The following is a 19629-nucleotide window of genomic DNA, read 5'->3' as shown; positions in this document are numbered from 1 at the left end:
GAAATTCTGAATATCATGCCGGCCTTATACATCACTTGATTTTTCTATCATTTAAAACTCTAATAGTTTACGTCTGCCACGGCAGATCCAGACGCTTTTAATCAGAACACCATCCGGTACAGGCGCTTTAATTAGTGTTACAGCGCGTTGTCATTTCATTAAAAAGAACACTGATATGAACGAAAAAAATAATTTTGATATTGTCAGGCTTTCGCTCGCCTTTATCGTTTTGCTGGTTCACTCAGCTGAAGTCACCAGGAATGCTGACATTCGTTTCCTTGCACACTATCTGAATAGCGATTTTGCTGTGAAAGGATTTTTTGCAATAAGCGGATTTCTTATTGCAAAAAGTTACTTAAGAAGCCGCTCACTGAACTCCTATTTTATTAAGCGTGCCCAGCGTATTCTGCCCGCTTATATATTTGTAATCCTGATGTGTTTTACGATTGGCCTGTGCCTGACTACGCTGCCGCTGATGGATTTCCTGAAACATCGTGAAACGATTAAGTATTTGGTGGCAAACTTTACCTTTCTGAATTTTATTCAGGCTTCGCTGCCAGGGGTGTTTACTGATAACCCGAATCAGCCGATGGATGGCTCACTCTGGACCATTAAAGCAGAACTGACGCTCTACGTGCTGTTGCCCTTTATCGTTCCGCTGATGAAGCGTAATCCGCTGAAAGTCTGGGGCGTGATCTTCCTCGTTTCCTGCGCCTGGTTCTTCTATTTTACTTCTGTCTATAGCGGTCCCAAAGCAGATACCCTGGCGAAGCAGTTTGTCGCCCTCTCCTCGTACTTCTTCTTTGGCAGCCTGCTGGCGGTACACAAGCCCGCTTTTGATCGGCTGAAGATGATTACGCTGGTATCGATGGCGGCGTGGCTGCTGTGCAAACGCAGCGAGTATGCATTTATCATTGAGCCGGTTGCGTTCTCTTCAGTGGTGATTTTCTGCTGTACCAGCCTGTGCCGTGAGATAAAAATCAGCCAGTTTGGCGATCTTTCGTATGGCATGTACCTCTATCACTGGCCAATTATTCAGGTACTGCAGCATTTTGGTGTGTTCAGCGCTAACGCCTTTGCCGGCCTGCTGCTGACCATCGTCATGACTCTGGCACTGGCGTGGACTTCATGGACCCTGCTGGAAAGCCGTTTCCTGAAACGGGCGCATCACACGCCGCCTTCTATCGTGCCGCCGGCCGCTGCTCGCGACTAAATCAGCCTGCGCAGGCCACCGCCGGGTGGCCTGCATCGGTTCAGATGGTTTGTCCCCGGGTCAGCCGGAAAGCCAGCTCCACCTGCTCTGCCGCTGATGGCTGACCACTGCTCTGCTGCAATATCCTTTCCGTGGCAATTTTGCCCATCTCAAAGCGTGGCGTGATCACGCTGGCCAGCCCCGGCGTTGTGACCTGACCGATATCAAGCCCGTGAAAACCGGCTATCGCCAGCGTCTGCGGTACGGCGATGCCGGCCTGATGACACGCCTGCAGTACGCCAACGGCCAGATCGTCGTTAGTGCAGAAAATAGCGTCCATTTGCGGATAGCGCTGGCGCGCCTGCGCCATCATTTCATTACCGGCGGAAACAGAAGAGATGCGCTTTGGCACAATACGCCCCGCAGGTCGCTGCGCCTGCAGCATTGCGTCACGGTAGCCCGCGTAGCGCTGCTCGTCCCGGTGATCGGACATGGCGCCAAAATAGATAATGTGCTGCTTGCCGCTCTTCAGCAGCAGGCGGGTCATCTCAAACCCGGCGCGATAATTATCGAAGCCCACATTGATTCGCCCGGGCGCTGTGCCCAGCCCCATCACTTCAGCCACCGGCACGCTTGCGGCCTGCAGATATTTTTCAGCCCGCAGCGTATGTACCGTTCCGGTCAGTATCAGGCCTTTGACACCCAGAGCAAGCACGGTGGCAATCTGCTCCTCTTCGCGCTGTAAATCGTAGTCATAACTGACCACCAGCGTCTGATAGCCCTGCGTATGCGCTACCGACTCCACTCCCGCCAGCACATCTGCAAAAATCTGATTATAGAAAGAGGGGATCAGCACGCCGATGCGCGGTGCGCGTGGCGCAACCGGACTCTCTCTTTCTGCCTCGTACCCGATTTCAGTGATCACTGCCGCAATGCGCCCGGCGGTGGCGGGTTTCACTTTTTCCGGAGTGCGCAGAAAGCGGCTCACCGTCATTTTGGTCACGCCTGCCAGCGTGGCAATATCATCCAGCGTGATGCGCTGCGTTTTCATGATGCGTTCCGTAACAAGGGGTGGCTTAGCCTGATCTGTCAGCAATGTGGCAAAGAAGGTGGTGCACGGGGTTAATAATCTGCCTGTTCATACTGCGCAATAACAGCCAGTGCCAGCCCCTGGGCCGGCTCAAGACGCTGCGACAGAAAATGGAGGGTAGTATGCGCGTGAGTGAACGCCAGCGTACTGGCCTGCATCGTCTGCTTTACGGCATCCCTGAAAACAGATGCGCTGTTCCACGGCGCATCAATAATAATACAGGCCGGGTTGACCAGCTGCATGACCTGACTCAGCGCAAACCCCAGATGCCCGCCCGCTTCGCTCATCAGCGGATTGAAAAGTAAAGGGTCACTCTCGCCCTGCTGCCAGCGCAGGCCCGGCTTGCGTTTGCTCAGCTGCTGCTGAATGGCGGGTTGGCTAATCAGGGTCTCAAGACACCCCCGGCGACCACAGCTGCAGAGCAGGCCCTCGCGCTGCACCCGCAGATGACCGATTTCTCCGGCGGTCCAGCTGCTGCCGGTAAACAGCGCGCCACGATCGATCAGCGCCCCGCCCACGCCCTCAGCGATACGCAGATAAAAATGGCTCTGCGTCTTACTGAGCTGCAGCTGCTGTACAGAGAGCAGTGCGGCAGCCTTGACGTTGTTGAGCACCTGCAGCGGCAGGCGGACGCAGCGTTGCAGCGGCGCCAGCACCGCCACGTTCTCCCAGCCCAGTGGCGCAGAGAAGTGTACAAAGCCGCGCTGTGAATCAATGATGCCCGGCAGACCAATGGCAATTCCTGTCAGCTCCGGATGCGCAGCACATAATGTCTGACACACTTCGGCCAGCTCCTGCAGCAGCCGCTCTGGTACGGCCGTTTCGGTGCGCCACGTCTGTTCCGCAATGACCTGTGAGAAATAATCGCGTACCTGCCAGTGAATCGTCTGCCGCGCCACCATGATGCCAGCGCTTTTTAGTTTTTCCGGCCGCAGGGCGATCTCTATTTTGGGCCGCCCTGCGGCCGCTACGCTGACCGGCCCCAGCTCGCGGACCAGCCCCTGCGCCAGCAGGTCATCAATAATCAGTGAAACCGTGTTTTTGCTCAGATCCAGCGCCCGGGCAATGTCCTGACGGGAGGTGACACGGGTGGAACGCAGCTGCGTCATGACCCGCTTCATATTATTCAGTCGAAGTACCGCTGGTCCTTTACCGCCTGCTTTCATGGCACCTTCACCTGACAAAGAGATACGGTTCAGTTTAGCAGCCCGGCATCACCTGGCGCGCAGGCTGCAGCGCAGTTTACGCGTTTCAGCTATCAATATTCATCACCACGCACGCGGCTGCGGTAGCTCTCCCAGTCGAAGCGTACCCACAGGCTGTTTCCCAGCCGCATCCGGTCCATTACGCGCTCGCCCAGCAGGCTGTTCATCCCTGCCGGATCGAGATTAGAGAGCATGCCGGTAGGGCGCTTTGAGGAAGAACGTCGATCAACAATCTGATTAATAATCACTTTCTCGTAGCGCGACTCGCTCTGCATGCCGATCTCATCAATCACCAGCAAATCAACCAGAGTAAGATCCTGCAGCAGCCGCTCTTCTGTGATATCACTGCCGCCGCTGAACGTGCCCTTCATGCTGGACATCAAATCGGCCACCGTCACAATCAGTACGCTCTTGCCGCGAATGATCAAATCATTCCCAATCGCCGCTGCCAGATGGTTCTTGCCGGTGCCGGGCCGGCCGGTAAAAACAAAGCTGGCAATACTGTTTTCAAATCCGGCCGCGTACTCGCGCGCCAGCATCAGCGCTTTGCGCTGCCCGTCATTCTCGACGCGATAGTTGTCAAAAGAGCAGTTCATATGCAGTTCGCGAATACCGGAGCGGCCCATGATGCGCTGCATCTTCATGGCGCGGTTTTCACGCACGATTGCTTCTGAGCGCAGACGGCCCTGCTCCTGATTCCACGCCAGCAGTTCAGCACCATTCTTAAACTTTGGCTGCACATCTGCCGGCATGATTTTTTTCAGGCGATTGAAAAGATTGGTCGGAGTTTTCATTACTCACCTCGGAAACCATCGGGAATATCGTAATCAGTATTGTCGATACGCGTAATATCGCGTTTTGGCTGACCACCATTGCCGGCACGGTGCATCTGTACGCTGCGTGCCAGCTTCTGCTGCCACTGCACATGATGAAACGGCCGCCCTTCTGCCTGCCAGTAAGCCACAAAGGTGGCCAGTTCAGCAGGCGTCACCGGCTCGCTGAGTGCCACACCCCATACGGCTGCCTGACGCTGAAAATCGCTGTCGGGCTGCCACCCCTGATACATGGCAAACTTACCTGCCGGGATAGCCAGCGCTGCGCTATCCGGCTGAAACAAACTGTCATCCAGCGCGACATCGCTGGGCTGCTGTGTTGCCGCTTCCAGCGCCAGCAGCGCCGCCAGGCGCTGCGGCGTAACCGCATAAAAAGCGGGCGCGTTATCCTGCAGCACGGCCAGCGTACCATTATCGGCCTGATTCAGTGCGGCAAGCGGATCGCGGCAGAAGCTGTCCAGACCGGCCAGCGTTGAAGATAAGATTTTTACGGACATGAAGAGACCTGACGTTGAGCATTCCGGGGCGCCAGATAACCCGGCGCCAGACAGACAGTGTACCTGTTTTAACACCGGGGATCGTCATAAAAGCAGGAATTAGCGCGGAGCGTAACGGGCATGGCTTAGCGCAGGCGAGACGCTATCTCGGGCCGCATCCTGCTGTGTAACACGCGTCTGCCACAGGTAGCGCAGCGATGCGATCAGGCAGAGACTGTAACCAAAGAGTTCGCAGCCCTCTTCGGCCATGTTCTTCACGACCCGGTTATACCCTTCCAGCATCAGCTGCTGCCAGAGCTGATGCATACCGAACAGCCGGGAAAACACCAGTATGGCCAGTAAGCCCGCAGCCATCATCTGCCAGCTGCGGTGCTGCAGCAGCGCAGCCAGGCCGGGCAGAATCTGCGCCGGCGTGCGCAGCGCCAGCGCCAGTGAGGCTGCAGTGGTCGCCAGCGCAAACCAGAGCCAGGCACCGTGCTGAATAAAATCAAACAGATAATCGAGTTCGCGTATCAGCATGCAACTGTAAAATCCGCCCACCAGAATCAGCGCGCTGCGCTGCTGCGGTCGCTGCGACGCGGCGCGAAAGAAAAGCGCAGCAAGCAGAGTCAGCATCACCGCCTGTGTGATTTCCGTAAACGACGTTTCGTGTAGCGCGTTGTGCATCCACGCCACATCGATGTATACCATCGACATGCAGAAAACCAGAAGCGATCCACTGATGAGAAAGGCCGCCATCTCGCGGCTAATAAGAGTAATATGTTCACGCATTATAATGTAACCAAATAAGAAAATAATTAGCGCGCTTAGTATATTTCACCTGACTCGTTGCGCTTCTCATTTGGTGCCGGTTTTCAGCCTCGCCGGTTAACGTCCGCAGCAGAACCAGGGAGCAGAACATGCAGCGATGTGGCTGGGTAACAGCAGATCCGCTTTACGTGAATTATCATGACCAGGAGTGGGGCGTGGCGCAGCGAGACAGGCGCGCCCTGTTTGAGATGATCTGCCTTGAAGGGCAGCAGGCGGGCCTTTCCTGGATCACCGTGCTGAAAAAGCGTGAAAACTACCGTCAGGCGTTTCATGATTTTGAGCCGGCAGCCGTGGCGCGGATGAACGAGAAAGATATCAACCGTCTGATGCAGGAGAGCGGGCTGATCCGCCATCGCGGTAAGCTGGAAGCGATTGTACAGAACGCACGTGCCCTGCTGGCGCTGGAAGCAGAGGGCGAAGACTTTCCCTGCTTTATCTGGTCATTCGTGAACGATCGCCCCATTTTGCACCATTATGCTGATTACCGGCAGGCACCGGTTACTTCCGAACCGGCAATAGCGCTCTCGAAAGCCCTGAAGCAGCGCGGCTTCAAATTTATCGGCCCCACAATATGCCACGCATTTATGCAGGCCTGCGGGCTGATTAACGATCATCAGACGACCTGTTTCTGCCATCCTGATAATCTTTAACGCAAAAAGTTACATTTTCAGATTCAGCCTCACGAATTTCCCTATCTTTGAACGGCATAATAGTGGCTTTCCGGGACTGTTACCCATAAGTATATTGAGGGACTGATGATGAAAAAGCGTGCTCTGACGCTGGCCTTATTTGTAAGCGGCAGCCTTGCGCTGTCGGGTTGTACTACCAATCCTTATACCGGCGAATCGCAGGCGGGTAAATCCGGAATTGGTGCGGGTCTGGGCGCCGTCGTCGGTGCCGGAGTAGGCGTGCTCTCCTCCTCCAAAAAAGATCGTAAAAAAGGTGCGCTGATCGGCGCGGCATCTGGTGCAGCGCTGGGTGGCGGCGTGGGGTATTACATGGATGTTCAGGAAGCAAAACTGCGTGACAAAATGCGCGGTACGGGCGTCAGCGTAACCCGTCAGGGCGACAACATTGTTCTGAATATGCCAAACAATGTGACCTTTGACTCCAGCAGCGCGACGCTGAAAACGGCCGGTGCTAACACCCTGAACGGCGTGGCAATGGTGCTGAAAGAGTATCCAAAAACTGCTGTTAACGTTGTCGGCTATACCGACAGCACCGGGTCGCGCGCGCTGAATATGCGTTTGTCGCAGCAGCGTGCTGAAAGCGTGGCCAGCGCGCTGGTGCTGCAGGGCGTAGCACAGAATCGCCTGCGTACGCAGGGCATGGGTCCGGATAACCCGGTTGCCAGCAACAGCACTGAAGAGGGGAAAGCGCAGAACCGCCGCGTTGAGATCACTCTCAGCCCGCTGAACTAAGTACCCAGCCGGCCTGCGCCCGCAGGCCGGTTTTCTGAACCCTTCCGGAAATAACTGGAAACCCTTCCAGAAAAGTGTGTATACTGCCTTCGCTGTCTGAATACTACACTGGATCATACCAGCGTGACGAAAACTTAACCGGTCGGATACGCCCATGTCACTCAAAGCGATCGCTACCGCTCTTGGCCTCTCTGTTACCACCGTCAGTCGCGCGTTAAACGGCTACGATGACGTGGCGGAAACAACACGACAACGCATTCAGGATGAAGCGCGCCGCCGCGGTTATCGTCCAAACATTGCGGCACGCCGCCTGAAAACCGGCCGGGCAAATGCCGTCGGGCTGGTATTACCCGTCAGCACTGCCTCGCTTAACGACAGCTACTACAGCGACATGCTGCTGACGCTGGATCGGTGTCTTGCGCGTCAGGATATTGACCTGCTGCTGCTGCCTGATAAACCGCGCGATCAGCAGCGCAATTTACTGCGCATGCTGCGCAGCGGCGCGCTTGATGCGCTGATCGTTACCCATACCACCCCGCACGACGCCCGCCTGCAGCGCCTGCAGCAGAAAGGGTTTCGCTTTCTTACCCTCGGCCGTAGTGAGCTGCCGCAGCCCTACGCCTGGTTCGATTACGATAACTATGCGGGTGCACAGCTGGCGGCACAGCACGCCCTGCAGCAGGGACTGAGCAGGCTTGCCTGGCTCGGCACCGATGAGCCGGGCACCTATATCATCGATCGCCGCCGCGGCTTTCTGGATACGCTGCAGGCTGCCGCACAGCCCGCAGAATTTGTCGCGTCACTGCCGCCCACCCGTCGTGCCGGTCTGCAGCAGACGCTCGCCTGGCTACGCCATCCAGCGCCACCGCAGGCCATTATCACCGACTGCAGCACGCTCGGCGAGGGCGCTGCAATTGCGCTCCAGCAGCAGCAGCGGCTCTCCGGTACCGGCGCGATAGCGCTCTACGTATATGACGGTCTGCCCCATGACTCGATCATTGATCATCCGGTTAATGTGATTCTGCAAATCTCTCAGCAGCGTATCGGCGAATGCGTGGCGGAGATGGTGCTGCAGCTGCTGGCAGACAGACCGGTTACCGAGTTACAGACGCTCTGGCAGCCGGTTTTGCGCCTGGCCGCTGACGCCTGATGATGGCGTGCCGCGCGTGCTGTGGTAGTCTTCGCCTGATTTAACTTCTCAGGGATATGCAATGAAAACCAGGCCGCCACGCGCCACAATCAGCGATGTTGCCCGCACGGCAAATACCGGTAAAACCAGTGTTTCCCGCTATCTGAACGGGGAAGAACATCTTCTCTCGCCCGATCTGAAAACCCGCATTGAACAGGCAATTGACGCGCTGAATTATCGTCCCAGCCAGATGGCGCGCGGCCTGAAACGCGGCCGCACGCGATTAATTGGCCTGATCATTGCAGATATTACCAATCCCTATTCTGTGGATGTGCTGAGCGGTATTGAAGCCGCCTGCCGCGCCCGCGGTTTTACGCTACTGATGTGTAACACCAACAATGAGGTCGATCTGGAGCAGCACTATCTGCAGCTGCTGAGCAGCTATCAGGTTGAGGGTATTGTGGTTAATGCAGTGGGTATGCATGAGGTAGTGCTCAACCGGCTGCAGCAGTCAATGCTGCCGATGGTGTTGATCGACCGTAAAATTCCTGAGTTCGCCTGCGATGTCGTCGGACTGAATAACCAGGAAGCAGCCTGCCACGCCACGCGCCATCTGCTGGATAACGGCTATAACGCACTGCTGTTTCTCAGTGAGCCGCTGGGCAGCGTCAACACCCGCCGCGAACGCCTGCGCGCCTTTTTCGCCACCGCAGGCGCTGCGCCGGACGCAGTGGCGGAGAATGCGGAAGTGCCGCTGCATCAGCCCGCCCCCCTGGAGCAGGCGCTGCTGAACTTCTATCAGCAGCATGCCGGCAGACGCGTCGCCGTGATAGCCGCCAATGGGGCCCTGACGCTGCAGGTGGCCCGGGCGCTCCAGCGCCTGGAGCTGGTCTGGGGTAAAGATATCGGCCTGCTGGGGTTTGATGAACTGGAGTGGGCGGCGCTGGCCGGCGTCGGTATCACCACGCTGCGTCAGCCTACGTGGCAGATTGGCTATGCGGCGCTGGAACAGGTGATCACCCGCATTGACGGCAGCGATGCGCCCATACGGGATCAGGTTTTTTCCGGCGAGCTGATCGTTCGCGGGTCGAGCCAGCCGCTGCGCTGAGATCGGGACCTGATACTGACTTCGTGAGCAGGATCATAAATCCGCAGTCTGCGTCTTTCCTTTGGAACCGGTTCCATCTAACGTTTTCTTAACGATTGGGAGGCAGTTTGGTGCCCGGAGAGACGTAATGAGACCAGAAATTATTGTAGTGACTGCCGCCTATGGCGCGCATAAAATTGCCGAGCTTGGCGGGCAGATCCGCCTGCTGCCGCTGATCAAAGCGGCCGGCGCTGACGGCGTTGAGATCCGTCGCGAGCTGTTCAGCGACACTGAGCTGCTGCAGCTGCCGGAACTGGGCCAGACGGCGCGTGAGCAGTCGCTGCAGGTCAGCTACTCGGTACCGGAATCGCTGTGGCTGGCAGATGGTGCACTCAACCCACGCCTGGCACAGTTTTTCCAGGAAGCAGAACAGCTCGGTGCGCAGCGGCTGAAGCTCGCTATCGGCCACTTTGTTCAGCTGGCTGACCCGCAGCTGGTGGAAATCCTCGCGTCTACGTCTGTGACGCTGGTTATTGAGAACGATCAGACTGCTGACAGTACGCTGGCGCCGATGCTGCGCTTTTTTCACCATACCTGCGATGCCGCGCTGCCGCTGGATATGACATTTGACATGGGAAACTGGCTCTGGACGGGCGAGGATGCGCTGCAGGCCGCTCACCAGCTCAGTCGCTATGTCAGCTATGTGCACGTTAAGGCGGCGGTTGCGCATCGTGACTCGTTTCGTGCTATCGCCCTTGATGAGGCGGATGAGAGCTGGCGCACGCTGCTGCACGCCCTGCCCGCTGATGCACCGCGCGGTATTGAGTTTCCGCTGGAAGGCGGCGATCTGCTGGCGGTAACCCGCCACTATGTTGACCTGCTGCGTGCCGCGTGAGGAGCCTGCCATGACACACCATTCTCAACTTGATGTCGTTACCATTGGCGAAGCGATGGCGATGTTTATCGCGCAGCAAACCGGTGACCTGGCAGCGGCAGAGCGCTTTATCAAGCGTATTGCCGGTGCCGAACTGAACGTTGCCATTGGCCTGGCGCGGCTTGGCCTGCAGGTTGGCTGGGTCAGTCGTGTAGGTGATGACAGCTTCGGACGCTTTACGCTGCAGCAGCTGGCAAAAGAAAACGTTGATCACCGCTGTGTAACCACGGATCCCCGCTACCGTACCGGCTTTCAGCTGAAAGCACGCGTTGACGACGGCTCCGATCCGGAAGTGGAATATTTTCGCAAAGGATCGGCGGCAAGCCATCTCTCACCGGAAGATTTCAATCCGGACTATTTTGGCAGCGCGCGCCACCTCCATCTGAGCGGCGTGGCCGCTGCACTCTCTGACTCCTCGCTGGCGCTGCTGCAGTATGCAGCGCAGTCCATGCGCGCGCAGGGCAAAACCATCTCTTTCGATCCTAACCTGCGTCCGGTGCTGTGGCGCAGCGAAACAGAGATGCGCCAGCAGCTTAATGCGCTGGCAGAGTATGCCGACTGGGTGCTGCCGGGTGAAAAAGAGGGCTATATCCTGACCGGCTATCGCCAGCCGGAAGCCATTGCTGATTTCTACCTCGATAAAGGCGTGAAAGCCGTGGTGATCAAAACCGGCTGCGACGGCGCCTGGTATAAAACGGCACAGGGCGAAAAAGGCGTGGTCGCCCCGGTGCTGGTCGACAACGTGGTGGATACCGTAGGCGCAGGCGACGGGTTTGCCGTAGGCCTGATCAGCGCCCTGCTGGAAGGTAAAACGCTGCCGCAGGCGATTCTGCGCGGCAACAAAATCGGATCGCTCGCTATTCAGGTAGCGGGCGACAGCGAAGGTTTACCCACCCGCGCGGCGCTGGGTGATTACTGATCTACTGCGCCGGCACAATACTACTTACCCTACAACACTATTATTCTGAGGCGCATCCACGGAATGTGCCCGCCTCAACCAGAGGAGTCACGCATGAAATCGCAGACAATCGCGCCAAAACGCTGGTGGTATATCATGCCCATCGTGTTTATCACCTACAGTCTGGCGTATCTGGACCGGGCGAACTTCAGCTTCGCCTCTGCCGCCGGCATCAATGACGATCTCGGCATTACCAAAGGCATGTCATCGCTGCTGGGCGCGCTGTTTTTTCTCGGCTACTTTTTCTTTCAGATCCCTGGTGCTATCTATGCCGAGCGTCGCAGCGTAAAAAAACTGATTTTCTGGTGCCTGATCCTGTGGGGTGGCTGCGCTTCGCTGACCGGTATCGTCAGTAACATTCCGATGCTGGCGGCGATCCGCTTTATCCTCGGCGTGGTAGAAGCGGCCGTCATGCCCGCGATGCTGATCTATATCAGTAACTGGTTTACTAAATCAGAGCGCTCGCGCGCCAATACCTTTCTGATCCTCGGCAACCCGGTCACCGTACTGTGGATGTCAGTAGTATCCGGCTATCTGATTAATGCCTTTGGCTGGCGTGAGATGTTTATCATCGAAGGTTTTCCGGCGGTGATCTGGGCCATCGCCTGGTGGTTCCTGGTGCAGGACAAACCGGCGCAGGCAAAATGGATGAGCGATGAGGAAAAAGCCGCGCTGCAGGCGCAGCTGCAGAAAGAGCAGGAAAATATCAAAGCGGTGCGCAACTACAGTGAAGCGTTTCGCAATCGCAATGTGATCATTCTTTGCATGCAATATTTTGCCTGGAGTATTGGCGTATACGGCTTTGTGCTGTGGCTGCCTTCCATTCTGCGCAACGGCACGCAGATGGGTATGGTGGAAGCGGGCTGGCTCTCAGCGGTGCCTTATCTGGTCGCCACTATCGCCATGGTGGTGGTGTCGTGGGCGTCAGATAAAACGCAAAACCGTAAACTGTTTGTCTGGCCGCTGCTGCTGATTGGTGCCCTGGCGTTCCTCGGCTCTTATCTGGTAGGTCCGGGCAATTTCTGGCTCTCCTATGCGCTGCTGGTGATTGCCGGCGGAGCCATGTATGCCCCTTATGGTCCTTTCTTTGCCATCATTCCGGAAATGCTGCCACGCAACGTTTCAGGTGGTGCTATGGCGCTGATTAACAGCATGGGCGCACTGGGTTCCTTTATCGGTTCATGGATTGTCGGCTATCTTAATGGAGCAACCGGCAGCCCGGCCGCGTCTTATATCTTCATGGGTTCAGCCCTGCTGGTTTCGGTCTGGCTGACGCTGATCGTCAAGCCTGCCGCAAACAAAACGCCGCCAATTCCCGGGGCGAAGCACGCCTGAAAGCGTAAGAAATGACTTCTCCGGGCGGCACCTGCCGCCCGTCACCTATTTCTACAGGAAGCTATTCATGAAACCTGCTGTGATCCTCTACAAAAGCCTGCCTGACGATCTGCGCCGCCAGCTCGACACCCATTTTCGCGTCACTGAAGTAAAAGATGTCACACCAGAAACGGTGCATCAGCATGCAGACGCCTTTGCACAGGCAGAAGGCATTATCGGTTCCGGTGGCAAGGTCGATGACACGCTGCTGTCGCATATGCCGGCGCTGCGCGCCTGCTCCACGGTCTCTGTCGGCTACGACAACTTTAACGTTGATGCGCTGAATCAGCGCAAGGTGCTGCTGATGCACACCCCGACGGTACTGACCGAAACCGTAGCTGATACCATGATGGCACTGGTACTGAGCACCGCACGCCGCGTGGCCGAGCTGGATAAATGGGTCAAGGAAGGGAACTGGAAAAAGAGCATCGGTCCGGATCTGTTTGGCACCGACGTTCACCATAAAACCATGGGAATTCTGGGCATGGGCCGTATTGGTCTGGCGCTGGCGCAGCGCGCCCATTTTGGTTTTGGCATGAATATTCTCTATAACGCCCGCCGTCAGCATGAAGAAGCAGAGAGCCGTTTTCAGGCGCGCGCCTGCGATCTGGAGACGCTGCTGAAAGAGAGTGATTTCGTCTGCATCAGTCTGCCGCTGACCGAACAGACACACCACATGATTGGTGCCGCGCAGCTGCAGCTGATGAAACCCGGCGCGATTCTGATCAACGCGGGTCGCGGCCCGGTCGTGGATGAGCAGGCGCTGACGGCCGCGCTGAAAGCGGGCACCCTGCTGGCGGCCGGACTGGACGTTTTTGAGGTGGAACCCGTTCCCGCTGAGGCGGAGATCCTTACCCTGCCGAACGTGGTGACGCTGCCGCATATTGGTTCCGCCACGCACGAGACGCGTTACGGCATGGCCCGTGATGCGGTTGAAAACCTGATCGCCGCGCTGACCGGTACACCGGATAAAAACTGCGTTAACCCGCAGGTTCTGCGCTGATGCGACCGCTTTAGCCATTGCGCCCGCCTGCGGCGGGCGTTATGGTGGTTTTCTCCATTCTCTTTCACAAAATTTTTACTTCCTATGTCCTTTTCTCAGTTCGGCGACAAATTTACGCAACCCACCGGTATCTCCCGTCTGATGGAAGATATGGGAGAGGGGCTGCGCACTCCCGGCACCATCATGCTGGGCGGCGGTAACCCGGCACAGATCCCGGCGATGAATGACTATTTTGATCAGCTGCTGCTGCAGATGCATAAAGATGGCACGCTGAGCGAGGCGCTGTGCAACTATGACGGCCCGCGCGGCAAGGCGCAGCTGCTGGCATCGCTTGCCACCCTGCTGCGCGAGCAGTTCGGCTGGCCCATCACGGCGCAAAATATTGCGCTCACCAACGGCAGCCAGAGTGCGTTTTTCTACCTGTTTAATCTGTTCGCCGGACACCGCGCCGACGGCAGTAAAAAGCGCGTGCTGTTTCCGCTGGCGCCGGAATATCTTGGTTACGCCGACGCCGGTCTCGAGGAGGGATTGTTTGTTTCAGCGAAGCCCACCATCGAGCTACTGCCAGAGGGACAGTTTAAATATCATGTCGATTTCGATCATCTGCCGCTGAATGAGGATATCGGGCTGATTTGCGTCTCGCGCCCGACTAATCCGACCGGCAACGTGATCACTGATGATGAGCTGTTGCAGCTGGATGCGCTGGCACAGCAGCACGGTGTGCCGCTGTTAATTGATAACGCCTACGGCGTGCCCTTCCCCGGTATTATCTTTAGCGAAGCGCGCCCGCTGTGGAATCCCAATACCATTCTCTGCATGAGCCTTTCCAAACTCGGCCTGCCTGGCGCACGCTGCGGGATCATTATTGCTGATGAAAGCACCATTGGCGCGCTGGGCAATATGAACGGCATCATCAGTCTGGCCCCCGGCAGCATTGGTCCGGCGCTGGCAAACGAAATGATTGTCCGCGGCGATCTGCTGCGCCTGTCTGATGAGGTTATCCGCCCGTTTTATCAGGCTAAAGTAGCGGAGACGCTGGCGATCCTGCGCCGCTATCTGCCCGAAGATCGCTGCCTGATCCACAAGCCAGAGGGGGCCATTTTCCTCTGGCTCTGGTTCCGCGATCTGCCTATCACCACTGAAGTGCTCTACCAGCGTCTCAAGGCGCGCGGTGTGCTGATGGTGCCAGGCCACTTTTTCTTTCCGGGACTGGAGCAGGCGTGGCCGCATACGCATCAGTGCATGCGCATGAACTATGTGCCGGAAGCGGCAAAGATTGAGCGTGCAGTACAGATTCTGGCGGAGGAGCTGGAGCGCGCACTCCGCGAGGCCGAAAGCGTTACGCTACCCTCAGACGGGAACCGGGTTTAAGCGCCCGGAACCGCCTGCAGCCTGAGAACAGGAAGCCCTTATGTCCGTAAAAGATATGCTGTTAGCGCTGTGCGTCGTCGTGGCGTGGGGCGTCAATTTTGTGGTGATCAAACTCGGGCTGCAGGGCATGCCGCCTTTTCTGCTGGCAGGATTGCGCTTTGCACTGGTGGCGTTTCCGGCTCTGCTTTTTGTAAAGCGTCCGGCTATTCCGCTGCGCTGGCTGGTGACCTATGGCATGACGATCAGCTTCGGACAGTTTGCCTTCCTGTTTTTAGCCATCAAGCTTGGCATGCCCGCCGGGGTCGCCTCGCTGGTGCTGCAGGCGCAGGCGTTCTTCACCCTGCTGCTGGGCGCGCTGCTGCTGGCTGAGAAGCTGCGCTGGAATCACATTACCGGCATTGTGATTGCGACGCTGGGTATGTATCTGCTCGCCAGCGCCGGTATGACTGGCCAGACGGCAGGCGGCATTACCCTGACAACCATGCTGCTGACGCTGGCGGCGGCGGCCTCCTGGGGGCTGGGCAATATCACCAATAAAGTCATTCTGCGCAATCACCGTGTGCCGGTAATGTCGCTGGTAGTATGGAGCGCGCTGGTGCCGGTTATTCCCTTTTTCGCCTGCTCGTGGTGGTTTGAAGGCAGGACGCTAATCGTGCACAGCCTGCAGGGAATTTCACTGCAGACTATTCTGGCGCTGATCTATCTTGCGTTTATCGCCACTATCATCGGTTATGGCATCTGGGGCCGGCTGCTGAGCCGCTATGAAACCTGGCGCGTCGCGCCGCTGACGCTGCTGGTGCCGGTGGTGGGTATTATCAGCGCGGCAGTCGTGCTGGATGAAGCGCTGACCACACAGGAGCTGCTGGGCGCAGCGGTTATCGTTGCCGGTCTGCTGATCAATGTCTTTGGCGGCCTGCTGAGCCAGCGCCTGCTCTCCCGCGCCTGATCCTGACCAAAAAAAACGCCGCATTGCTGCGGCGCCTGAGGCTTGTGTGACAGCCTTATTTCAGAATTTCAATCCGGCGCGGTTTCGCTTCTTCAGGAACGATGCGTTCCAGATCGATACTCAGCAGCCCAAGTTCGAGACGCGCGTCGCGCACCACGATGTGATCGGCCAGCTGGAATTTACGCTCAAAATTACGCTCGGCGATGCCCTGATAAAGATATTTGCGCTCTGGCTGCTCTTCAGGGTGCGCGCCGCGTACCACCAGCATATTGTCGTGGGCGGTGATATCCAGCTCATTCTGAGCAAAGCCCGCCACCGCAATCGTAATGCGGTAGTGGTTTTCATCCACCAGCTCAACATTGTAAGGAGGATAGCCTCCGTTCGCCTGATTCTGATTGGTTTCCAGCAGATTGAACAGACGGTCGAAACCGATGGAAGAACGATAAAGTGGAGAGAGATCAAAGTTACGCATAATAAGACTCCTGATAATCAGCAAGTTTTGGCAACCTTCCACTATGGACAGGTTGTCCGGCCCGGCACTGTCCCGTGCGGCAACAGTCATACGGCCGTAATGTGAAAATGGGTATGGTAGCGATCTTTTCAAGGGCCGCCGGCGTGATTTTTTTGCAGCAAAACCGGTGAGATGACATACACTCAGGAAACCCTGCACCTGCACTGAAAACAGGGCCAGAGAGCGCTGATGACGTCAGGTGACCTATTGCTGCCAGGGATGCAGCCATGACTGAAGGGATGATGACGATGAAGATGATAAAACGTTTTCCGCTGACCGGCCTGCTGGTGTGCTGTGTGATAACCACTTCCGGCTGCTCCAGCATGATGTCGCACTCCGGCGGCAGCCAGGGTTACTATCCTGGCACGCGCGCCAGCGCAAAAATGCTCACTGATGACGATACGGGCTGGGTGCTGAAGCCGCTGGCGCTGCTCGATCTGCCCTTCTCTGCCGTGCTGGATACGCTGCTGCTGCCGTGGGACTACTTCCACGCCGGTGAGGATAAGCGCGGTACCTCACCGCGCGAACGCGTACTGCAAAGTGAAAAAGAGGCCAATACGCAGGCAAGCCTCGCTACGGCTGCGGCGATGCCGGCGTCGCACTGACGCAGAACAGCTGGCGCCAGCCCGCTACTTCACGCATATAGGCGATCTGATTTCCGTCCGGCGACCAGACCACCGCGTCGCCGCTCAGCGCGGCAGCACTGACTGGCGTCAGTGGCGTACAGCGACCGTCAGCTATTTCACAGCGCATCACACGCCCGGCGCTGATAAAGGCGATGGCATCCCCCTGCGGATGCCAGCTGAAAGCAGACTGGATACTGCTGCTGAGCCGGGTGATCTGCCGCGGCTCACCGCCATTAGGTGACACGCTCCAGAGCTGAATGATGCCCTGTTCATCCGCCAGCAGAAAGGCAATGGCGCTGCCGTCCGGAGCCGCGCGCAGCCAGTGACGCGGCTGCAGCGCCAGGCCCCTGGTCTGCGTCAGCCGTCGCTGCTGCACGCCCGCCGGCGGTGCCGGCAGCCGGGTATCGCTGCCCTCCAGCGGCGAACTGCCGGGACGGGCGTAATCAGTCAGCGCCTCCGGTAAATCAACGATAAAGACTTCCGGCACTTTTTGCCCGCTGGCGTCGCGCGTATCGCCGATAAAGGCGATAGCCCAGCGCTGCCAGCTGCCGTCTGCTTTCTGATAGCCGCGTTCGCCTATCCAGCACTCTTCGTAGGCGCGATCGATTGCGTCGCTGCCGGGCTGCGGGTCACGCTGCGTCTGGCTAATCAGCACGCAGTAGTGGCTGCCATCATACTCACGCGGATGTTTTTCAGCCGGGCAGACCGGATGCAGCGGCACGGCTACGCCGACGTTACGTAAATCCTCGCGCGGATCCCGTTCATGCATTACATGGTCGTTGTAGGTAAAGCTGAGGCGGGTGCCGTCCGGACTGAAGACATGTACATGCGATCCGCCACGCAGTGCACCCGGCGTATAGGGCGCGGTAATATCGCAGGCGTCCAGCGTTTCCGCATGCCCCTCCTGCACGATGACGCCACGGCGATGATGAAAATCGTAATGCCAGTCTGCATCAGGATGTTCCGGACCATGAATACAGACGTAGCGCGGCGGCAGATCGGGGCTGACGGTCACTACGCCAACGTGAGCACCGTCGCGTGCCTGATAGAGAACGTCAACGGCGCCGGTAAAAACGTTAACCCGCTCAATGGTCAGGCCGGTAAAGGAGGCACCGGAGGGGCGCACGTCAAACGCCAGCCACTGGCTGTCGGCGGTCCAGACGTTGATATTGGTCAGCTGATGATGCCGCTGCGCAAAGGTAAGCTGTTTTTCTGACATGGGATGCTCTTACAGATAACCGATGCTGATACGGTACGCGATTCCCTCAGGGGGTGCAGCAGTTTTGCGGGGAAGCGCGCATCCATGCGCGCCTCGCCTGTCAGCCTACGCGCTTCACGTCTCCGACCAGCAGAATATAGGAGAGCGCGCCGACCAGCGCCACGGCGGAGATATAAACAAGCGCCGGCGCAAAGCCATAATCCTGTGCCAGATAACCGACGACCAGCGGAACCGTGATACCGCCAAGCCCGCCGATAAAGTTAAACATGCCGCCGGTCAGGCCAATCAGACGCACCGGGGCCAGTGAGGATACCAGTGACCAGGTAATTGAGGCGAAACCGTTACCGAAGAATGCCAGCGCCATCAGCACCATAATCCACACGGGGTCATTGGTGTAGTTAGCGCCCATAATACAGGTGGAGATCAGCAGGCCGCAGATAATCGGCATTTTACGTGCGAAGCCGATAGAGCGCCCACGGCGCACCAGCCTGTCGGCAACGATACCGGACAGGATCACCCCGAAAAACGCAGCCAGAAACGGTACGGTGGTCATGAAACCGGCGGTTAATGCGGCAATATGTTTTTCCTGAGTCAGATAGTTAGGAAACCATGTCAGGAAGAACCACAGCGTTGAGGTCACCGCAAACTGGCCAAGGTACACACCGCACAGTTTACGGTGAAATACCAGTTTCCAGTCGGCAGCGGTAAGCCGGGTACGCGCTTTTTTCTCTGACGGTGCATCACCGTCGACCATAGCCCCGCCTTCACGAATATAGTCCAGCTCGGCCTGGTTGATCCCCTTGCTGTGCTTTGGTGCCCGGTACACCTTGATCCATACCAGCGACCAGAGAATGCCAATTCCGCCGGTGATGATAAACACCCAGTGCCAGCTGAGCAGTTCCTGGATCCAGATCAGCAGCGGCGTCAGAAAAGCCAGCCCGACAAACTGTCCGGAGGTGTAGAAGCCAACGGCAGACGCACGCTCCTGCTCCGGAAACCAGCTGGTGACCAGACGATTATTTGTCGGAAATGCCGGTGCCTCGAATACACCGGTAATTGCACGTAAGCTAATCAGTGATAATAAGCCGGTGGCAAACCCCTGAAATAATGTCGCCACCGACCAGCCAAGAATGGCAATAAAATAGGTCAGCCGTGAACCCACGCGATCGAGAAACCAGCCTCCGGGGATCTGGCAAAGCGTATATAGCCAGGCAAAGGCGGAAAAAACGTAACCCATTTCCGCTTTGGTAATACCAAACTCCTCCTGAATATGGGCCGAAGCCACCGCTAAATTAGCGCGATCCACATAACAAATAACCACGGTAATAAAGATCATTAACAGCGTTATATAACGGCGCCGCGTTGGTCTGGCCTGAACAGCAGAGAGATCCATGGTGTTTCTCCGTCGTGATGTTGTTCGCAG

The 19629-nt window shown here is 57.2% G+C and carries 20 protein-coding genes; 12 read left to right on the top strand and 8 right to left on the bottom strand.

The window, feature by feature from the left end; translation table 11 throughout:
- The first annotated feature begins 175 nt into the window (after window positions 1-175).
- Window positions 176-1213 (top strand): acyltransferase family protein, encoded by a 1038-nt coding sequence (locus SB719_RS10455; protein ID WP_065647858.1) that lies wholly within the window; start codon window positions 176-178, stop codon window positions 1211-1213.
- A gap of 40 nt (window positions 1214-1253) precedes the next feature.
- On the opposite strand, the gene SB719_RS10450 is transcribed toward SB719_RS10455, so the two are convergent.
- The 5 genes from SB719_RS10450 to SB719_RS10430 all read right to left on the bottom strand — a co-directional run bounded on the left by SB719_RS10450 (window position 1254) and on the right by SB719_RS10430 (window position 5588).
- The gene (locus SB719_RS10450) at window positions 1254-2243 is read right to left on the bottom strand and encodes a LacI family DNA-binding transcriptional regulator (protein ID WP_292970163.1); all 990 of its coding nucleotides are present in this window, start codon (window positions 2241-2243) and stop codon (window positions 1254-1256) included.
- Window positions 2244-2314: 71 nt separating this feature from the next.
- The gene (locus SB719_RS10445) at window positions 2315-3448 is read right to left on the bottom strand and encodes an ROK family transcriptional regulator (RefSeq protein ID WP_065647860.1); all 1134 of its coding nucleotides are present in this window, start codon (window positions 3446-3448) and stop codon (window positions 2315-2317) included.
- A gap of 92 nt (window positions 3449-3540) precedes the next feature.
- Window positions 3541-4281: a DNA replication protein DnaC gene (dnaC, locus tag SB719_RS10440; protein WP_065647861.1), complete on the bottom strand. Its 741-nt coding sequence runs from the start codon at window positions 4279-4281 to the stop codon at window positions 3541-3543.
- Window positions 4281-4817, bottom strand: coding sequence for a primosomal protein DnaT (dnaT, locus tag SB719_RS10435; protein WP_065647862.1), 537 nt, complete (start codon window positions 4815-4817; stop codon window positions 4281-4283). Before dnaT ends, dnaC begins: the two co-directional genes overlap by 1 nt.
- Before the next feature lie 99 nt (window positions 4818-4916).
- Window positions 4917-5588: a hypothetical protein gene (locus tag SB719_RS10430; RefSeq protein ID WP_065647863.1), complete on the bottom strand. Its 672-nt coding sequence runs from the start codon at window positions 5586-5588 to the stop codon at window positions 4917-4919.
- Window positions 5589-5716: 128 nt separating this feature from the next.
- On the opposite strand from SB719_RS10430, the gene SB719_RS10425 reads away from it, so the two are divergent.
- From SB719_RS10425 to SB719_RS10380, 10 genes are all read left to right on the top strand, one after another.
- Window positions 5717-6277 (top strand): DNA-3-methyladenine glycosylase I, encoded by a 561-nt coding sequence (locus SB719_RS10425; RefSeq protein ID WP_065647864.1) that lies wholly within the window; start codon window positions 5717-5719, stop codon window positions 6275-6277.
- 108 nt (window positions 6278-6385) lie between these two features.
- Entirely contained in the window at window positions 6386-7048 is a 663-nt protein-coding gene (locus SB719_RS10420) for an OmpA family lipoprotein (RefSeq protein WP_065647925.1), read from the top strand.
- 154 nt (window positions 7049-7202) lie between these two features.
- The gene (locus tag SB719_RS10415) at window positions 7203-8198 is read left to right on the top strand and encodes a LacI family DNA-binding transcriptional regulator (RefSeq protein ID WP_304234933.1); all 996 of its coding nucleotides are present in this window, start codon (window positions 7203-7205) and stop codon (window positions 8196-8198) included.
- Between the two features lie 61 nt (window positions 8199-8259).
- On the top strand, window positions 8260-9285 hold the full coding sequence (locus tag SB719_RS10410) for a LacI family DNA-binding transcriptional regulator (RefSeq protein WP_292970169.1): 1026 nt from the start codon (window positions 8260-8262) through the stop codon (window positions 9283-9285).
- A 127-nt stretch (window positions 9286-9412) separates the two neighbouring features.
- Entirely contained in the window at window positions 9413-10159 is a 747-nt protein-coding gene (locus tag SB719_RS10405) for a sugar phosphate isomerase/epimerase family protein (protein ID WP_304234935.1), read from the top strand.
- A gap of 10 nt (window positions 10160-10169) precedes the next feature.
- A complete protein-coding gene (locus tag SB719_RS10400; protein WP_304234937.1) occupies window positions 10170-11117 on the top strand; it encodes a sugar kinase in 948 nt (315 codons plus the stop codon).
- A gap of 93 nt (window positions 11118-11210) precedes the next feature.
- Complete coding sequence (locus tag SB719_RS10395) at window positions 11211-12491, top strand: MFS transporter (protein WP_065647869.1); 1281 nt, start codon at window positions 11211-11213, stop codon at window positions 12489-12491.
- A gap of 67 nt (window positions 12492-12558) precedes the next feature.
- Entirely contained in the window at window positions 12559-13533 is a 975-nt protein-coding gene (ghrB, locus tag SB719_RS10390) for a glyoxylate/hydroxypyruvate reductase GhrB (RefSeq protein WP_292970174.1), read from the top strand.
- 84 nt (window positions 13534-13617) lie between these two features.
- Window positions 13618-14904 carry a valine--pyruvate transaminase gene (locus SB719_RS10385; protein WP_065647871.1) on the top strand — a complete coding sequence of 429 codons (1287 nt, stop codon included), beginning with the start codon at window positions 13618-13620 and terminating at the stop codon, window positions 14902-14904.
- A 40-nt stretch (window positions 14905-14944) separates the two neighbouring features.
- On the top strand, window positions 14945-15850 hold the full coding sequence (locus SB719_RS10380; protein ID WP_304234940.1) for an EamA family transporter: 906 nt from the start codon (window positions 14945-14947) through the stop codon (window positions 15848-15850).
- 55 nt (window positions 15851-15905) lie between these two features.
- On the opposite strand, the gene ibpA is transcribed toward SB719_RS10380, so the two are convergent.
- On the bottom strand, window positions 15906-16322 hold the full coding sequence (gene ibpA / locus SB719_RS10375) for a small heat shock chaperone IbpA (protein WP_039381531.1): 417 nt from the start codon (window positions 16320-16322) through the stop codon (window positions 15906-15908).
- 287 nt (window positions 16323-16609) lie between these two features.
- On the opposite strand from ibpA, the gene SB719_RS10370 reads away from it, so the two are divergent.
- Window positions 16610-16966 (top strand): YceK/YidQ family lipoprotein, encoded by a 357-nt coding sequence (locus tag SB719_RS10370; RefSeq protein ID WP_065647926.1) that lies wholly within the window; start codon window positions 16610-16612, stop codon window positions 16964-16966.
- Here the strand turns inward: SB719_RS10370 and SB719_RS10365 are convergent.
- Together SB719_RS10365 and SB719_RS10360 are read right to left on the bottom strand one after the other, a co-directional pair.
- On the bottom strand, window positions 16935-18206 hold the full coding sequence (locus tag SB719_RS10365; protein WP_065647873.1) for a DUF3748 domain-containing protein: 1272 nt from the start codon (window positions 18204-18206) through the stop codon (window positions 16935-16937). The genes SB719_RS10370 and SB719_RS10365 overlap by 32 nt on opposite strands.
- Before the next feature lie 100 nt (window positions 18207-18306).
- Window positions 18307-19599, bottom strand: a complete 1293-nt coding sequence (locus tag SB719_RS10360) for an MFS transporter (protein ID WP_065647874.1) — start codon at window positions 19597-19599, stop codon at window positions 18307-18309.
- Window positions 19600-19629: the final 30 nt, after the last annotated feature.

The organism is Pantoea sp. SIMBA_079 (assembly GCF_046940275.1).
Taxonomy (GTDB): Bacteria; Pseudomonadota; Gammaproteobacteria; order Enterobacterales; family Enterobacteriaceae; genus Pantoea; species Pantoea borealis.
Note: the sequence above shows the minus strand (reverse complement) of the source record. Positions and strands in the feature narration are given on the sequence as shown.

Bases quoted from the DNA above. Each gene is read 5' to 3' on its own strand.
- SB719_RS10425 (WP_065647864.1), top strand. From the start codon at position 5,717: ATGCAGCGATGTGGCTGGGTAACAGCAGATCCGCTTTACGTGAATTAT.
- SB719_RS10430 (WP_065647863.1), bottom strand. From the start codon at position 5,588: ATGCGTGAACATATTACTCTTATTAGCCGCGAGATGGCGGCCTTTCTC.
- ghrB (WP_292970174.1), top strand. From the start codon at position 12,559: ATGAAACCTGCTGTGATCCTCTACAAAAGCCTGCCTGACGATCTGCGC.
- SB719_RS10395 (WP_065647869.1), top strand. From the start codon at position 11,211: ATGAAATCGCAGACAATCGCGCCAAAACGCTGGTGGTATATCATGCCC.
- SB719_RS10450 (WP_292970163.1), bottom strand. From the start codon at position 2,243: ATGAAAACGCAGCGCATCACGCTGGATGATATTGCCACGCTGGCAGGC.
- dnaT (WP_065647862.1), bottom strand. From the start codon at position 4,817: ATGTCCGTAAAAATCTTATCTTCAACGCTGGCCGGTCTGGACAGCTTC.
- SB719_RS10410 (WP_292970169.1), top strand. From the start codon at position 8,260: ATGAAAACCAGGCCGCCACGCGCCACAATCAGCGATGTTGCCCGCACG.
- SB719_RS10385 (WP_065647871.1), top strand. From the start codon at position 13,618: ATGTCCTTTTCTCAGTTCGGCGACAAATTTACGCAACCCACCGGTATC.
- SB719_RS10400 (WP_304234937.1), top strand. From the start codon at position 10,170: ATGACACACCATTCTCAACTTGATGTCGTTACCATTGGCGAAGCGATG.
- SB719_RS10420 (WP_065647925.1), top strand. From the start codon at position 6,386: ATGAAAAAGCGTGCTCTGACGCTGGCCTTATTTGTAAGCGGCAGCCTT.
- SB719_RS10365 (WP_065647873.1), bottom strand. From the start codon at position 18,206: ATGTCAGAAAAACAGCTTACCTTTGCGCAGCGGCATCATCAGCTGACC.
- SB719_RS10455 (WP_065647858.1), top strand. From the start codon at position 176: ATGAACGAAAAAAATAATTTTGATATTGTCAGGCTTTCGCTCGCCTTT.
- SB719_RS10415 (WP_304234933.1), top strand. From the start codon at position 7,203: ATGTCACTCAAAGCGATCGCTACCGCTCTTGGCCTCTCTGTTACCACC.
- SB719_RS10445 (WP_065647860.1), bottom strand. From the start codon at position 3,448: ATGAAAGCAGGCGGTAAAGGACCAGCGGTACTTCGACTGAATAATATG.
- SB719_RS10380 (WP_304234940.1), top strand. From the start codon at position 14,945: ATGTCCGTAAAAGATATGCTGTTAGCGCTGTGCGTCGTCGTGGCGTGG.
- ibpA (WP_039381531.1), bottom strand. From the start codon at position 16,322: ATGCGTAACTTTGATCTCTCTCCACTTTATCGTTCTTCCATCGGTTTC.
- SB719_RS10405 (WP_304234935.1), top strand. From the start codon at position 9,413: ATGAGACCAGAAATTATTGTAGTGACTGCCGCCTATGGCGCGCATAAA.
- SB719_RS10370 (WP_065647926.1), top strand. From the start codon at position 16,610: ATGAAGATGATAAAACGTTTTCCGCTGACCGGCCTGCTGGTGTGCTGT.
- dnaC (WP_065647861.1), bottom strand. From the start codon at position 4,281: ATGAAAACTCCGACCAATCTTTTCAATCGCCTGAAAAAAATCATGCCG.
- SB719_RS10360 (WP_065647874.1), bottom strand. From the start codon at position 19,599: ATGGATCTCTCTGCTGTTCAGGCCAGACCAACGCGGCGCCGTTATATA.